15 protein-coding genes are annotated in these 16,627 nt (G+C 45.2%); 13 read left to right on the top strand and 2 right to left on the bottom strand.

Features of this window, described 5'->3' with window-relative positions; genetic code table 11:
• Window positions 1-42: 42 nt before the first annotated feature.
• The 5 genes from HA49_RS18700 (at window position 43) to kch (ending at window position 5,607) form a co-directional block, all read left to right on the top strand.
• A complete protein-coding gene (locus HA49_RS18700) occupies window positions 43-873 on the top strand; it encodes an MBL fold metallo-hydrolase (RefSeq protein ID WP_038016213.1) in 831 nt (276 codons plus the stop codon).
• Entirely contained in the window at window positions 874-2,211 is a 1,338-nt protein-coding gene (locus tag HA49_RS18705; RefSeq protein WP_038016215.1) for an amidase, read from the top strand.
• Window positions 2,212-2,392: 181 nt separating this feature from the next.
• Window positions 2,393-3,265, top strand: coding sequence for a DMT family transporter (locus HA49_RS18710; protein ID WP_038016216.1), 873 nt, complete (start codon window positions 2,393-2,395; stop codon window positions 3,263-3,265).
• 82 nt (window positions 3,266-3,347) lie between these two features.
• The gene (locus HA49_RS18715; protein WP_038016218.1) at window positions 3,348-4,232 is read left to right on the top strand and encodes a LysR family transcriptional regulator; all 885 of its coding nucleotides are present in this window, start codon (window positions 3,348-3,350) and stop codon (window positions 4,230-4,232) included.
• Window positions 4,233-4,425: 193 nt separating this feature from the next.
• Window positions 4,426-5,607, top strand: a complete 1,182-nt coding sequence (kch, locus tag HA49_RS18720) for a voltage-gated potassium channel protein (protein ID WP_038016220.1) — start codon at window positions 4,426-4,428, stop codon at window positions 5,605-5,607.
• Here the strand turns inward: kch and HA49_RS18725 are convergent.
• Window positions 5,604-5,783: a hypothetical protein gene (locus HA49_RS18725; RefSeq protein ID WP_038016225.1), complete on the bottom strand. Its 180-nt coding sequence runs from the start codon at window positions 5,781-5,783 to the stop codon at window positions 5,604-5,606. The genes kch and HA49_RS18725 overlap by 4 nt on opposite strands.
• Before the next feature lie 327 nt (window positions 5,784-6,110).
• Between HA49_RS18725 and HA49_RS18730 the strand changes: the two genes are divergently transcribed.
• The 8 genes from HA49_RS18730 (at window position 6,111) to HA49_RS18765 (ending at window position 15,189) form a co-directional block, all read left to right on the top strand.
• On the top strand, window positions 6,111-6,920 hold the full coding sequence (locus tag HA49_RS18730; protein WP_046791912.1) for an ABC transporter ATP-binding protein: 810 nt from the start codon (window positions 6,111-6,113) through the stop codon (window positions 6,918-6,920).
• Window positions 6,921-6,931: 11 nt separating this feature from the next.
• Window positions 6,932-7,696: an ABC transporter permease gene (locus HA49_RS18735; RefSeq protein ID WP_038016227.1), complete on the top strand. Its 765-nt coding sequence runs from the start codon at window positions 6,932-6,934 to the stop codon at window positions 7,694-7,696.
• Window positions 7,684-8,655: an ABC transporter substrate-binding protein gene (locus HA49_RS18740; protein WP_038016229.1), complete on the top strand. Its 972-nt coding sequence runs from the start codon at window positions 7,684-7,686 to the stop codon at window positions 8,653-8,655. The genes HA49_RS18735 and HA49_RS18740 overlap by 13 nt, the downstream gene beginning before the upstream one ends.
• A 32-nt stretch (window positions 8,656-8,687) precedes the next feature.
• Complete coding sequence (locus HA49_RS18745) at window positions 8,688-9,932, top strand: amidase (RefSeq protein WP_052752554.1); 1,245 nt, start codon at window positions 8,688-8,690, stop codon at window positions 9,930-9,932.
• Entirely contained in the window at window positions 9,922-10,974 is a 1,053-nt protein-coding gene (allD, locus tag HA49_RS18750; protein ID WP_038016680.1) for an ureidoglycolate dehydrogenase, read from the top strand. The genes HA49_RS18745 and allD overlap by 11 nt, the downstream gene beginning before the upstream one ends.
• Before the next feature lie 561 nt (window positions 10,975-11,535).
• Window positions 11,536-12,012, top strand: coding sequence for a hypothetical protein (locus tag HA49_RS18755; protein WP_046791913.1), 477 nt, complete (start codon window positions 11,536-11,538; stop codon window positions 12,010-12,012).
• Entirely contained in the window at window positions 11,943-13,757 is a 1,815-nt protein-coding gene (locus tag HA49_RS18760) for an AAA family ATPase (protein ID WP_052752555.1), read from the top strand. The genes HA49_RS18755 and HA49_RS18760 overlap by 70 nt, the downstream gene beginning before the upstream one ends.
• Window positions 13,758-14,613: 856 nt before the next feature.
• Window positions 14,614-15,189 (top strand): hypothetical protein, encoded by a 576-nt coding sequence (locus HA49_RS18765; RefSeq protein ID WP_038016235.1) that lies wholly within the window; start codon window positions 14,614-14,616, stop codon window positions 15,187-15,189.
• A gap of 169 nt (window positions 15,190-15,358) precedes the next feature.
• Here the strand turns inward: HA49_RS18765 and HA49_RS18770 are convergent, their stop codons facing one another.
• Window positions 15,359-15,991 (bottom strand): DUF4755 domain-containing protein, encoded by a 633-nt coding sequence (locus tag HA49_RS18770; protein WP_038016237.1) that lies wholly within the window; start codon window positions 15,989-15,991, stop codon window positions 15,359-15,361.
• Window positions 15,992-16,627 lie beyond the last annotated feature (636 nt).

Consider the following 16,627-nt stretch of genomic DNA (forward strand, 5'->3'; position numbering starts at 1 on the left):
CGGTAATTTAGCCTTTTCTACAACAGGCCGTGAGAGGAAAAAATGACAAAAATGATAGTAGGCGACTGTACGGTTGAAAAAATTACCGAACAAACGGCGACCCTACCGTTGACGGCACTTTATCCGGATCATCAATTGCCGTTACGGGAAGAAACCCGTCCACAAAATGTTGAGTTATCAATACATAGCTGGCTTGTCAGAACTCCTGAACAGGTGATTGTGATTGATACTGCTACCGGAAATGGTCGTCAGCGCGATAATAAGCCGCTTTTTCATCAACTGGATACCCCCTATTACACCCGACTTCTTGCCAGTGGTGTCGATCCCGATGAGGTGTCGATGGTTATAATGACGCATATTCATACCGACCATGTGGGATGGAATACCCATCTGGTTAACGGTCAATGGCAGCCTCTGTTTCCCTCAGCCCGATATATCTGTTCCGCCACGGAACTGGAAGCATGCCTGGCAGATCCGCAGCAGCAGGAACTATTTAACGACAGCCTGTTACCATTGATTACCCGCGGACAACTGGATACTGTCAATGTGAATGAATCCCCCTGTTTTGCCGGAGTGTTGAGCTATTTACCTACCCCGGGGCACAGTATTGATCATGCGTCACTGATCCTTCATTCGGCAGGGAAGTCTGCAATTTTTACCGGCGATATTATGCATCACCCGCTACAGTTTCGTTTTCCGGAATGGAACTCAGTATTTTGTGAAAATAAACTGCAGGCGGTACGTTCGCGTCAAAAGGCTTTGGAATGGGCTACCGCGCATCAGGCCCTCTGGTTTAGTTCCCACTTTGCCGGTTCCTCGGTGGGGCGAGTGACCCGTGATCTTCATCAACAGTATCACTGGCAGGAGGTATGAATGTTTCAGCGTAAGCATTACCCACGGGCATCAGTCGGGAGGCTGTCTAAAGCGTTAGAAGCGGGGGAGGTTACTGCGCTGCAGCTGACCGAATGGGCACTTGATCGAATTTCGGCTGATGACCGGCGACTGCATGCCATCAGCCGGCTGCATGCCGCAGAAGCCAGAGCTGCTGCCACTGCCAGTGATCAGCGACGGGCTGCAGGGGTGCCTGTCGGTAAACTTGAGGGTATTCCGCTGCTGATCAAAGATAATATTGCGGTACGTGGTTGGCCGCAGACCGCGGGATCGGTGGCATTACAAGGGCTGGTAGCCAGCGAAGATGCTCCGCTTATCGCCAGATTACGCGGTGAAGGAGCTGTTCTGTTGGGGCAGACAGCAATGCATGAATTAGCGGCAGGAATTACCGGGGCTTCATCGCTGACCGGGTATACCGAAAATGTCTTTCATACGGGTTATTCACCCGGAGGTTCCAGTAGCGGCTCAGCGGTGGCGGTGGCTGCAGGATACACTCCACTGGCGATAGGCACCGATACTGCCGGCTCTGTGCGTATCCCTGCGGCGTTTGCTCAGATTTACGGATTACGGCCGACTCAGGGGCGGGTGAATATGCAGGGAATTGTCCCGCTATCGCCATCTCAGGATATTGCCGGGCCTCTGGTGAGACATGCCAGTGATCTGCCGCGGATTTATGAAATCATGACCGGTCGGACTCTGACGGAGACCACCGAACAGTTATCGGTAGGTGTTGTTTCTGAGTTATTCGATGAACAGGATCCGGTGGGGTATCAGGTCAGACGGGCACTGAATTTCCCCGCCACGGTTCGATTAACCACCGTGAGCTACCCGGAAATCAGCCATCTTGCCAGTGAAGCCAATATTATTGCTTATGAATTCTCTGAAGCCCTGGCTGGCTTTTTAGCTGACAGACCAGCCGTCCGGTATAAAACATTGTCACAGATTATTGATTCCGGGAAATATCACCCCGACCTCGGGACGATATTTCAGACCCGTGCGGCACACCCCGGCACTGACAGTGCGGATTTTTATCGGGTACAGCAAAAACAGGCCGCATTTTATCAGGATCTGGTGGCTTTCTTTCACCGTCACCGGATTAACCTGCTGGCTTTCCCGGTGATAAGCCAGCCCCCGGTCAGGCACGGTCAGGCTCAAACCGGCAGTAATGCTTTGATTTCAGCGACCACGGGCACCCCGGCTCTGGCATTACCGGCCGGTTTCACCTCCTGCGGAATGCCGACGGGACTGGAGTTACTGGCTCTGCGTGACAGAGAAGATCTGTTGCTGAGAGCAGCCAGTACTTTCCTGCCACCAGAGTGACGTGGTGAGATTCTGACAGAGGATGCAGACAGGTGCTTTGATCTCTGGTGAGTACGATTACGGTAGTAAAGAATTATCTGCATCTATTCGATTTTCAAATTATGTTTCAGTGTATTATTCGTTTTGCGGGTTTTTCTGCGAATGGTAGCGTGATTCTCTTGTTTACCAGACGGAAAACCTGATGAGCTCTCTGAAAGCACAACTGTTAGCCCATTTTTGTACCCTGCTGTTTGGGCTGTCTGCCATTTTTGGGGCACATATCACTGCAGATGCTGCGTCGATTGTGTCTGGCAGAGGGCTGACAGGCATGTTGACGCTGGTACTCTTGTTGCTGTTACTCAGAAATAAACGTCATCCACTGACCGGAACAGACAGAACGAAATTATTTATTAATGGCATGTTGCTCGGATGCCACTGGATCTGTTTTTTTCTGGGGGTCAGAGAAGGAGGGGTGGCGATGGGTACTATCGGCTTTGCCAGTTTCCCGGCATTTGTGATCTTCTTCGAAGGGGTGATGTGGCGCAAAATCCCGGCGAGTGGTGATCTGTTTATCGCCCTGATGATTCTGGGGGGCATAGCATTTCTGGCGCCCTCTGCTGTCGGTCCTCAACACAGTATGGCCGGTATGTTCTGGTCGGTCAGTGCCGGAGCGACACAGGCAGTCGTCGTGATGTTTAACCGTTATCACCGTACCGCCGCCTCACCCTTGCAGTCATCTTGCTGGCAGTGTTTTGGTTGCGCCATGATTGCGCTGTCCGCCGGATTTCATGGAATGGTGCAGAGTTCGGCCAGCGACTGGCTGTTTATTATTTTGCTCGGGGTGATTTGCACCGCGCTGGCTTACTGGTTACTGACATTAAGCCTGAGGACTCTCTTACCACGTACACTCTCTTTGATCCTGATACTTGAACCGGTTTATGCTCTGGTGTTGGCAAAATTATTTCTGCACCAGAATCCGGAATCGACAATGCTGCTGGCCGCGGCTTTGGTGACAGGGGCTTCGGTACTGTCGGTGGTCTGTCCACCGAAACCGGTACTACAGGATAATGTGTAGTCCTGCCATTAATAAACACTGTGGTGAACTGCTCCGGCAATCTCACTGCACCCGCTGACACCACCACCCTGGGCGATGAGTTATGGCAGATAAAACGCTGGATATACGCTGGTTAAAAACCTTCGTTGCGGTCGCCCGTAACGGTTCGATGACGGATGCCACACAGTCGGTATTTCGTTCGCAGTCAGCCATCAGTATGCATATCAAAAATATCGAGACTCTGCTCGGAAGGCCGGTGTTTCACCGGGAAGCTAAAAAAATGATTTTGACGCGGGCTGGCAGAGAATTACTGACCTATGCTCATGACATCTTAAAATTGCATGCAGAAGCCATACAGTATGTCAGTGGAACCGACCTGCGAGGCAAGGTCAGTCTGGGTATTCCTGATGATTATGCCGCGGGCTACCTGCCATTTATCCTGCAAATGCTGGGGGAGAAATTCCCGTTTATCGAACTGTCTATTATTTGCGAACCTTCTCTGAGGCTGATCCCAATGATTGAGGATGGCACCCTGGATATTGCGATTGTGTCCCGGGATGCCCCTCAGAGAGGGACTTTTCTGTTTACCGAACCTCTGGTCTGGGTCGGTAGCCCACATCATCTGCAAAATGAACATGAGCCCTTACCGGTCGCGGTGTATGAGTATGGCAGCGAAGCCAGAGAGAATATCCTGAGTTCTCTGGAGCAAATGAACAGAAGTTACCGGATAGCTTACAGTAGTCCTTATCTGGCCGGACAGATAGCGATTGCCCAAAGTGGTATGGCGGTTGCTGTGCTTGCGGAGTGCAGTGTGCCGGATTATCTGCAGAAAATTGTTCACCCCGATCTGCCACCGTTGCCTGCGCTGGAGGTTTGCATCATTACCCGGGCTTCATCCCCTGACGGCAGCATTAATAATCTGCTGAGTACCGAAATTATCTCAAAATTACAGCAACTTCGCACCAGTCCATTGCCAGTGGTGGACTGAAGGCGCTGAATCATCGGGGGCAGTCGTTTCTGTCGCCCGACTCTTTAGTGCTGCCGCAACATATTGCCACCCTTTTTTCATTGATGTTCCCCAAAATCCCCCTACGCTTTAGCTTATCGGATCAGTCTGTGATTTTCGTAAGTTGGAACCATGCAGAAAGGTATCCTGTAACAGAGGTGTGGTGAACAATCAGATGAAAATTATCAGCTTTCTGAAAAATCCAATGATAGTGGTGTACTGCCTGGCACTGATGGTTGCGCACAACGGCTACATGATGCTCCGGCCCATACTATTGCTGGTAATGGAGAACGCACCAGAAAAACTCCGGAATTTCCATTCATGGCAGGAAGCACTAAGTTTCCTGGAAACTTTTGATATCCCGAGATTTATGATGGGCCTGGTGCTGTTCTGCATGGCCTTTACGTTGCTGATGCGTACCAGGATTGCCTGGTTCAGTTCATTACTGTTGTTGTTCTGTATTGCACTGACCAACCTGATCATTCTGAAAGCTCATCATACTCAGGCGATCTATGCGCTAATTACCATGGGTGGATTACTGTTCTACTGGCGGCATTTTGATAAGCACAGCCTCGGTAGTACCAGTATTTTCGCTGTGGTCAGCGTTCTGTCACTGATCGTTTATGGCATGCTGGGAACACTTTATCTTGGTGACCAGTTTACCCCGCCGGTTAAAGATCTGCCGACGGCGTTTTATTTTGTGATTGTCTGTATGTCTACGGTGGGATTTGGCGATATTCTGCCTCATACCACCGCGGCAAGGATGTTTACCCTGACGGTGATTATTTTCGGTATCACTATTTTTGCCGCATCGGTTGCCTCGATAGCCGGTTCACTCATAAGCCAGAATGTTCAACGTATTCTCAAAGGGCGGTTTTCTCACGTGGAACGTAAAAATCACTATATTGTGGCCGGATCTTCAGCACTGGCACAGAGTGTCAGCCAGGGGCTGGCTGATACCGGCGGGAATGTGACCATCGTCTGTTATCCGGGCAACAAAGCTGAGTTTCCTGAAACGGCTGATGTTATCGAAGGTGATCCCTCCTCGCTTCCCATACTGGAGCAGGCTGGTGCTTCGAAAGCGAAATATATTGTGGCGCTGATGGATAATGACGCCGATAACGCCTTTGTGGTACTGGCGGCCAAAGAGGCCGGCGGCGATGACACCAAAACCATTGCGCTGGTCAATGAAAGTCAGAATATGACTAAGATTAAGCGGGTACGGCCAGACGGTGTGCTGTCGTTGCAGCAACTTGGTAGTGAAATTCTGGTACGTACCCTGAATGGCGATGGTGGCAATAGTCCGATGAATATCGATATCTTCTTTAACAATACTTCTTCGCCGGAAGAACATTAATGGCCGGAGGGGGAATCGTAGTTTTCAGGAGTAAAGATCGACAACTCAATATTTCCACTGTCGTACATCCCGGGAATATTTTGCTTTTCCAGATAACTAATCATCAGGTCCAGTGCCCTGAATGCCTGCAATTCCGGGTTCTGATCAATGGTGTAGGATAAAATATCCTGCTGCAATAACCGGCGGGTAGTGTCGTAGAGTTCATGGGTGATAAACGCTATCTTCTTCAGTGGAGATTTTTATACCTGCCAGTATTCCCATTTGTTACTTATCCCACCAGTATCAGGAAATAATCATATATATCTGTCATATATAATCATTGTACGATTGCACCATTACAGTGATTACCCGCGAATTCAGAATTTCTTTTCGGCAATTTATTTCTGACTCTTAATTTAAAAACACATATAAAACAAAGAATTAATTTAATTCATCTCTGGCATGCTATGTGCATAGCGGTTATCTGTAGCAGAATTTACGGATAACCATGAGGCAGAGGAATAATGAGTCATTTGCAGGAATCTGAATCACCGCATCCCCTGGAGATAAATCAGTTAAGCCACCATTTTGTGCTGGAGAATGGTGAAGAGTTACGGCTGTTTCAGTTTCTCAATTTTGTGGTAAAAGCCGGTGAGATTGTTGCGGTAGTCGGCCGCAGTGGTGCCGGAAAAAGCACCTTGTTTAACCTGATCTCAGGATTACTGAAACCCAGTTCTGGGAGTGTGGTATTGGGGCCGGCAAAAAATGGTGCTGTTGGCCGCATCGCCTACATGCTGCAAAAAGATCTGTTATTACCGTGGCGGACCATTCTGGATAATGCCCTGTTGGGTATTGAGCTATACCGGAAAATTACTCCGGCTGATCGTCAGCGAGCAATTGATATGCTGGCACGTTACGGTCTTTCCTCGGTAGAGAATGCCTATCCGGCCTCTCTGTCCGGCGGCATGAAACAACGGGTTGCCCTGACCCGCACACTGTTATGTGACCCGACGGTGATCCTGCTCGATGAACCTTTCTCTGCACTGGATTATGAAACCCGGCTGATGCTGGAAGATGATGTCATGAATCTGACCAGGACCGGAGAGACCAGCGTCATTCTGGTCACCCACGATATCGACGAAGCTATTGCCATGAGTGATCGGGTGGTCCTGCTAGGCGGGCGGCCGGCAAAAATCGTGATGGAGCAAAAAATCGATCTTACCACCCAGGGACCGAGAACGGCCGTTTCTGCCCGCGGAGCACCTGAATTTCATGATTACCATACCCAAATCTGGGATGGCTTAAGAATGAATAACGTGGCTCACGGTCAATAGGACAGATATCAATGACACAAAATGCAGATAAGCGCAGAGCAACAATCATTGTCTTTTTTATTCTTTTTTTACTGGTGTGTTTATGGGGACTGGCCGCGCAACAAAACTGGATTAACGGCCAGTTATTAGGTTCACCTTACGGTATTTATCACTCAGCCGTTATCGGTCTGACCCAGGGGCAACTGCTCTTTGATACCTGGATTACCTTTTATGAAACCATCATGGGTCTGGTCATTGGTAGCGGGTTAGGAATTATTCTCGGGCTGGGATTATGGTTTTACCCTAAGTTGTCGCAGGTCGGCGAGCAATTTTCCGTCATTCTTAACAGCATCCCGAAAATTGCCCTTGGACCATTGATCATTATCTGGTTCGGCTCAGATACCACGTCAAAAATCTGGCTATCCGCGATCTCTTCATTTGCTGTCGCCATGATTTCTGCCTGCGCAGTGGCCAGGGAAATTGACAGCGATTTAATGAATCTTTTTCGTTCATTTAAAGCATCCAATGCCCAGGTTTTCAGGAAACTGATTATCCCGTCGTCGGTGCCTTGGATTTTTTCCATTATTCGTATCAACGTCGGCTTTTCGCTGATTGGTGCTGTGGTGGGGGAATATATCTCATCAAATAACGGTCTGGGCCATGAAATCTTTGTGGCGGGTTCGCTGTTTGATCTTAATACCGTTTGGCTTGGCGTCATTGTACTGACAGTGATGGCATCGTTAGTAACCTGGTGTATTCAATATATTGAGAAAAGGGTGGTTAAATGGAAAGCATAAAAATGAAATCTGTTCGTAAACTGGCTGCGGTTGCTGTGCTGGCCGGAACCTCCGCATTTGCTTCCTTCGCAGAAGCAAACCAGCCTGCTGTCATTTATGAAGCTTTCCACTCGATTCAGTATCTGCCGTTATATGTCGGTATCGACCAGGGCATTTTTGCCAAACACGGCGTGGATTTAAAACTGATGACTGCCGGAAGCGGTGCTCAGGCTGTGGCGGCGGTGATTGGCGGGCATGCCGATTTCTCTTTACAGGACCCGATGACTGCTGTGTTGGCTCATATTAAAGGTGCGCCGATCACCAATATCGGGCTGGTGGTCGCCGGGGTACCGGTATGGATTATTGCTCCGCCATCTGCCAACCTGCACTCCGAAGCCGACCTGAAGGGGAAAACGGTCTCTACTGCGATGCCACCGAGTACCACCACTTATCTGTTACAGCAACTGATAAAAGATAAAGGGATTCAGGGGGTGAATCTGAGTACGGTTCAGTTGGGAACTGAGTTATCGCCGCTAGGTGTCGGTCGTGCGCAGGCTGCAACCGTTTATGAACCTCAGGTCGACCAGGGGATTGCCAGCGGCTATAAGATTGTTTACTCGTTTAATGACAAGTATCAGGGAGAATTTGCTTTTTCAGCCATTGATGCTCTGCAGTCAACAATCAAAAGTAAACCTGAGATGGTGAAAGACTTTATCGAAGGCCTGGCTGAAGCCGAAAAAGTGATCCATAACTCTCCGGATATTGCCCGCCAGGTAGCGATTAAAGAGTTTCCGACGTTAGATGCTAAAGTCGTGACTAATGCGGTTGACCGGCTGGCAAAAAATAACATTTACGCTGTCGATCCGTATATTTCCGAAGGTGCCTTTAATAATGCCATTAATGTGCAGCAGTACATCGGCAATATTAAACCGGGTCAGGTCACCTACGCGGATGTGGTGCATAACATTTATAAGAAATAATCCGTGATTATTGGGTCATGACAGGAAGCAATATGAAACAGAACACCCCGCTGGAGCAGGCGATAGCTTCGGTACAACAACGAAATCCTGAGTTGAAGGCCTTTGTCTGGCTGCCTGAGCACTATCCGGAAACACCCGGGGGATTACCGCTTTCAGGGATACCTGTCGCGGTGAAAGATCTGATAGACACTAAAGATATGCCTACCGGTTACGGTTGCCGGCTGTTTCAGGGGCACCTTCCGGCGGAAGATGCAAAGATAGTCCGGCAACTGAAAGCCGCAGGTGCGACGATTTTTGGTAAAACGGCCACCACGGAGTTTGCCTGGCGCCACCCTGCGGCCACGGTAAATCCCTGGAATTATCGTCATACTCCGGGCGGATCCTCCAGCGGTTCAGCGGCTGCGGTCGCGGCAGGTATTGTCAATATCGCCCTGGGTACACAAACCGTAGGGTCGGTGATTCGTCCGGCCGCCTACTGTGGTGTCGTCGGATTTAAACCGACTTATGGACGGGTGTCAGTGGAAGGTATTCAGCCACTGGCAGGCTCGCTTGACCATACCGGTTTTATTGTCTCTGATTGCTACTATGCCAGCCTTTGCCAGCAGGTGATTGTCGACAACCAGACCACAGTATCTCACCCTGTCCCAGTGAAGCCACGCCGGGTCCGGTTGTATATGCCCGCGCATTGGCAGTCGGCGGATGAGGAACTGAAAAGCTGGTTTTCCGGGATCATTGGCTGGCTGAATGAGCAGGGGATTGAATGCCGTCCGTTGGAGGCTGCAGATAAAGCACCTGAATGGCTGGCGGCACTGGACACCATTCTGGCCTATGAAGCCTGTCAGGGGCTGTCAGCAAAAATTGGCGCGGACTTATCTGCGGTCGGTAAAGCGACCTCCGCACTCATTCAGCAAGGGAGTGAGATTTCTTCAGAGGTCTATCAGCAGGCAATAACCTTTATGCAGCAATGTCGTCGTCAGCGTGATGATTATTTCCATGACAGCGATGTCATTCTGTCGCTGGCTGCCCCGTCAGTGGCACCGCAAGGGCTGAGTTCAACGGGGGATGCCTCGTTCTGCGCCCCCTGGTCATTCCTCGGATTACCTGCGATGACGCTACCGGGCGGAATTTCCGCTCAGCGATTACCGATAGGTCTTCAACTGATCGGTCATTCGATGAAGGAAAGCGATTTAATCTCGATGGCCTGTTGGTTTGAGTCTCGCTTACCCCGTATTAAAGCTCCTTTGATCGGCGGAGGGAGTGACCGTGATAAGAGTTGACCCGCAACAGTTGCTGACACTCATCAGCGATAAATTGCAGCGTGCAGGTTTGCAGGCACTCCATGCAGAGACCGTCGCGGCATCGCTGGTACATGCAGATAAGCGCGGTGTTCACTCGCACGGAGCATTGCGGACCGAATACTACGTGGAACGAATCTGCAAAGGAGGGATCAATACAACGCCCGAATTTACTGTTCGCCATGAATTACCTTCCGTGATGATTTTTGATGGCGATAATGGTCCCGGGCATTTTGCCGCGCAACAGGCCATGGAGCACGGAATCGACATTGCTCAGCAGCAGGGACTGTGTGCAGTTGGCATTCGTCGTATCAGCCACAGTGGTGCACTGTCATTTTTTGTAGAGCAGGCAGCAAAGTCTGGGATGGTGGCGTTGTCGTTATGTCAGTCTGATCCGATGGTGGTCCCTTACGGTGGCTCAGAACCTTATTACGGAACCAACCCGATAGCCTTTGCGGCCCCGGGAGAAGGTGATGATTATATGATGCTGGATATGGCGACCAGCGTTCAGGCCTGGGGGAAGATACTTGATGCGCGTCTCCGGCATCAGCCAATCCCGGCCGACTGGGCGGTAGACAGTCGCGGCCAGCCAACCACTGATCCTGCGGCAGTGGCGGGCCTGAATGCTATTTCAGGACCCAAAGGCTATGGATTAATGATGATGGTGGATGTGCTGGCAGGAATGTTGCTTGGGCTACCGTTTGGCAAACATGTCTCATCTATGTACCAGAATATGTCGGAAGGCCGCAATCTCGGGCAGTTACACATCATTTTTAATCCTGCGGCATTTACCGACAGTACTGTTTTCAGGGCCAGTGTTTCTCGTTCTATGGCAGAGCTTAAGGCCAGTAAACCGGCGCAGGGAGTTGAACGGGTACTTTATCCGGGTGAAGACTGTATTCTGCGTGAGGCTCTGGCCGCTACCGAAGGTGTGGCAGTGAATGAAGATGTCTGGCGTTATCTGCAAAGCGACACTCTGCATTCTGACCGCTATGAAACCGGCAATCCGTTTAATGGTCGCTGAACTTCGACCTGTCTGAATCCCCTCCTGGTGGGTTAATTCCGGTAATTTCTCTCCGCAGATCCGTTTTCAGGAAATGCGGATTTTTTATTACCGTCATAAATGGTAGGGTGCAGCGCAATGACTAACCTGGTGGCGCGGTAGCATCAGCATGTCCGCGTAGGACAGAGCATAAACCTTCTCAGTGGTTACCGCCGGTCGGTGATTTTTGTGCGGTAGTCAATCTGGGGTAGCCGCGCTTACCTGTTTGCTATCCATAATCCAGAAACTATAATAATCCCTACTACCTGGGCGACTAAGAAATAAGCGCCAATAGCCCTTGATAACCTTGATAGTCACATTGCTGAGGCTACCTCGTTATGGGGTACCCTTACGGAGTAGAGTTGCCAACTCAGTAAGGGCCCTGATGAGCGGAGAGGGAAATAAAATGAGATAACCCACCGATTATTTAGTAATGTGTCATCAGGAAATGAATTGAACGTTGGCACACTGTCGGTTAAATTTGCTTACTATAGACATAATTTTAAACCCAAATAAAGTAAAAAAGAAGGAAGTTTTGAGAAAATGAAAAGAAAAGGGAATATTTTAAATCAGATCGAAGAGGAAATTGAAAAGGTTGAACAAGTAATTGATAAAAACAAAAAACAAATTAAAGAACGTAAATTTATTCGAAATACGGTGATCTCAAGCATTAGTAAAGATGTGTTATTAATGAATGACCAATGGAAAACGTATTTGGTGAAATTAAAGAATGAAATTTCTGATGCTGGTTTTCTTAAAAAATACATAAAGCAATTCGAGTTATCACCAATAACTAAAGATGAGTTTATAGCTTGCTTTGATTTCTTGTTTGATTTGAATATTAGCTCAATGAGGTTTAGTAAAAAAATAGCGGAGATGGAGTTTACCCATATATTGCAATATGCTGCCCATGTAATAAAGATAACAAGATGGTCCAGAAATGGAACCTTATGGACTCATCAAAAAAAGATTTTTTTGGTAATGAATTTATTGTTTTTAGTTCAGGATCTAATGGTGTAAAATACGCCGCCATATATGTTGGATCTACTCCGAAAAGTAATATTAATATTAAGCTTTCAAATAAAAAGACATCCTATAACAGCTTTGATGAATGGGGGGTCTTTTCTGCCGTTTTACAAAGGCTGATCAGTGGGTTTAATAGTCAGGGATCACGATTTATTACTCTTGAGAATATATTAATTGAAATTAGTAGTCTGGAAAACGAAATTGATAAACTCCATAGTAAACTTAATAATTTACATGAGCAGTTGGATGAGATAAAAAGTATTGCCGTAGAAGATGAGAAGCTAAATGAAATTCTTAATCTGATAGGTTTATTTAAATCAGGAGGAAATGTCATACCTAAGGGGATTCTTTTATACGGGCCACCAGGGACTGGTAAGACGATGATAGCCAGAATGTTAGCAAAAAATATGAAATGTCATTTTGAATCGGTAAATGTCTCTGATTTGAAAGGTCCTTATATTGGCCATTCAGCGCAGAGAGTTAAGGAGTGTTGGGAAAAATGCCGGGAAAAATCACCCTCTATTTTATTCGTCGATGAATGTGAAGGTGTCTTTCCACGAAGAGGAAGTACACACTCAGATTCATTTTCTGATGAATTAGTTCAAACCTTTATATCAGAATGGGACGGATTTAATAACTCCACAGATAGCAAAGTTCTTGTAATTGGTGCAACCAATCGGAATGACATACTGGACGATGCTGTCATGTCAAGATTTACTAGTTCTATAGAAATAGGGCTCCCAAAAGGAGATTTACGGGAAAAAATATTCTATAACGAATTGAAAAACGCAGGGATAAAAATTAATATTGATGAGAAAATCATTGTCGAATCGGCGGGTTTATCGGGTCGTGATATAAAAACTATCGTTGCTAAAATTTATGCAACCATAGATCATGAAAGTGATATTTCCTCAGATTACATTACTGAAGAAATAACCAGGTTTAGAGGGAAGTCATCTGTTTTACCTGCAGGGTTATCGTGGGATGATATTATTTTACCTAAGGATGTATTGTTCGAATTCAAGCTTCTTGGAACGAAATTGAAACATTCAGAAAGTTTAAAAAATAGGAATCACTCTATACCTAAGACAACTTTGCTGTTTGGACCTCCCGGCACAGGAAAAACGCAACTAGCGAAGGTTTTAGCGAGTCAGTCAGGACTGAGCTTTATTTCAAGAACAACTGCTCAATTAAAATCAGGGCATATAGGTAAATCATCTCAGAATATTAAAGAAATGTTTGATGAGGCTGAATCAAAGTCTCCTTGTATTATTTTTATTGATGAAATTGATATTCTAACTCCTGGCAGAGAGCAGTCAAATGGGGACTCATTTAATAATGAGATTATTGGACAGTTGTTGCAGGAATTAGATGGGATACATAGTAGAGAAAATATATTTTTATTGGCCGCAACAAACTTCATCAACAGAGTGGATAGTGCTTTGATGTCCAGAATGCAAAACACAATTGAAATAGGACTACCGGACTTAACAGCCAGGATGGGTATTATTAAGCAGCTGATTAAAAATAAAATAATTGACTTTGATGAAAATGAACTTATCGCCAACCTGGCAGATAAAACAGAGGGTCTGTCGGGTAGAGATCTAAAATCCATCGTTGAAAGAGCCGCTGACTTAGCCATTAATCGTTATTTTGATTTTGGAGAAAATAATGGTGATATTATCATTAATAAGTCTGATTTTTTTAATGCACTATCCTGGTTTAATGACAGAAATTAGTTTTTAACCAGGGTGTCAGACCCTGGATATTTATAATAGATAACGTTGTGTACACTACCATCACGGCACAATCCCCTAAAACTGATAGAATCAAGGGAACATTACTGAGGCCGTGCATCATTACCTGGTGGGATAATTAACACCTGATTTAGGAACGAAGAAGTAAACAGACAGTTAAAAATGATACGATCACCCATCAGTTGCAGTGAAGATATAAAAATTAGGAAGATACACAATGTAAATTGCAGTCTCGGGTTTTCTGTCTAAGCCTCTGGTCAGTGAGTTCGTCCCCTTCAGTGACATGCTCTTTCACCTTTCCTCTTATATCCGGAAAAAAACTTCACAAGCTTTATAAAATCTACTATGCAGGCATTTCATTTATTTGGAAAGGTAGACAACTCTGCGGTTTTAATTAGTCGTGTAACTTCACACGGATTTGCCTGCCAGTCTTACTGCATCGATTAACGATATTTTTACCAAAATTACTCGCTGTTATCTTCAGTAAGCATGCTTATCTTAACCAACCCCCCCAACATCGTTATCTAACCTCTTTCGAAACACTCCCGAGCACCACTGTTGAGCTTTCATTCGGGTTTTCAGAATCATTATGAGATGATCCTGAACGAATTCGCCATATGAGTCTGCCCGGTTTGAGAGTTTAATCATTTCGTTACGAGCACACTATTACTGGATAAAATTAGCCATTGGCTACTATCTGAACATAAAACAAAATCAGTAAGTTGTTCGCGTTATAAACATAAATTTCTTTACAGTTTGGTTTTTTTTATGAAAATAAAAAACCTTTCATATCACTATGTGCCATAGTGTTTTTTTTCATTAAAAATAAAGGCTTGTCATGAAAAAAAGAACAATTGTCTCATTCATTTCAATTTTGATTTTAACTGGCTGTCAACAATTTAAAGATTCGTATGATGGTGTCACCAAAACGATGAGTGAATTTTCATTGGATAAAACACTTAATATAAAGAGTGAAAGCCAGGAAGAAGTTAAAACAAAAACAACCAATGATTTAGATGATAAAAAATTCCAAAAAACGTCTTTGAGAGAGATTTGTATTGACTTAAACAAAAATAAATATTCAGCCGTTGATAAATGGGATAAAAAATACATAGAATTTTCATCAAAAGTAGCTATGGTTTCAAAATCAGCCCCAATGTTTAATGGTGATCCGTTTTTCAAATACCCTGAAACAATTCTTTCATTCAAAACAGGGGTCCATATAACTGGATCTGAAAACTGTGTAGTTGTAGCATATTTAAATTTAGACCAAATTAAGAAGATAAATGCGGGAGATACTGTAAAAATAAAAGGTCAGGTAGGTATTCCATCCATTCCCAGGGTATCAGCAGAAGTCGCAGGCAGAGAACTTCAGGCAGAGATTGTAGTATCCCCCTCTGAAATAATTAAATAAAACTTAAATATTCATGATGAAAAGCCAGGTTCTGGTTTATTGAATGATTTAATGTGATTTTTAATAACCAACTGGATAATGTTATTTAATATCCAATTGGTTATTAGATTTATTAAGTCTGTCTTTATGATGATGTTATTGTATTCTGACCCTATCTAAATCAACGGAGTTATTTCATTACCTTTTCCATAACATTCATCCAGATTTGACATTCAGTAATTACTCCCTTCCAGAACTTATCTGACTTTACATTCACCCCAACATTATCAGGTATTATTTTTATATGCCATACCGGGGTGACCAGATCATCGGTATGGATGAAAAAACCATTGTTAGACCATGCCTTAGCGCCGGCCTTATTATTAATCGCATTTGCTTGCATAAGTCCGGTGTAATTATTCATAAAACTACTGCTGCCTGAAATTACATTGACTTTACTAATTCCTTCAACATTATAATTCCAGGACTTAATATTATCAAAACTTACTGTTTTTGATTTCTTTCCTGAAATAAGATCAATAGTTCTTGAATTGGTGTTGATATTTATTCCGTATTCATCACTGCCCAATTTAGCGTAGTAAGTATAAAAACCATCACTCTTTTCATTCAAGTATTTAACATAACTACTCTTGTCGAATTCTTTCCTGGAAGCTTTGTAGGCGATAAATATAAGAACAATACCAATAAGAATATATAAGGGGTTAACTATTGCTTTAAAGTAAAAAGACATCAGAGTTGAGGGGACAAAAAATATAAGGCCTAGCACACCTGACAACCATTTTATTGCGGAATAAATGTTCATTTTTCACCGACACCTTTTTGTTAACTAACATTTTTCTGGTATATAGATATTTCAATGATAAATAATTTTACACTATTATTTCTTTTTTTTCTAAATTACAAGCTTTATTTTGATTTTATCAATGATTAATACTTATGGATTCCGAAAATGATGCTATCTTTGAGCTGTTTCTGCGGTTTTAATTCTGATTCTTTAAGTAGGTTACATGATGTTGAAATGAGTATTCGCACTATTTCTGCTAGCCTTACCTAGGACCAGGCATATCCAGTTCACTTGCACGATATCTCTGCCAAATACGGTGCAGAAAAATCATTGATCTAGTGATGAAGTGCATCGTGATCAAGCTGGTCTCCGCCATAAGAATACTCAGCCATCGACTGCAATCTGCGCTGATGTAGGCCACTAATAGATGACGATCTTGCCAGCACTGTTTTATTTATATATCTGATTGGATATGCCGGTCGCTCCAGGATCATCTCCCTGGTAAAATAACCTCGTTCACACAGAAGATAGCTCTACCTTTCTAATATTGATACGTATGGATGCCACTCTGTAAGCCGCCCATGAGAGAAAAATCTAACTTTATTGGTAAGAGAATGGCTTGTAGCGAATTTAGCGGCGTAACCTGAATCTGAG

The sequence above is a fragment of the Tatumella morbirosei genome (genome assembly GCF_000757425.2).
Classification (GTDB): domain Bacteria; phylum Pseudomonadota; class Gammaproteobacteria; order Enterobacterales; family Enterobacteriaceae; genus Tatumella; species Tatumella morbirosei.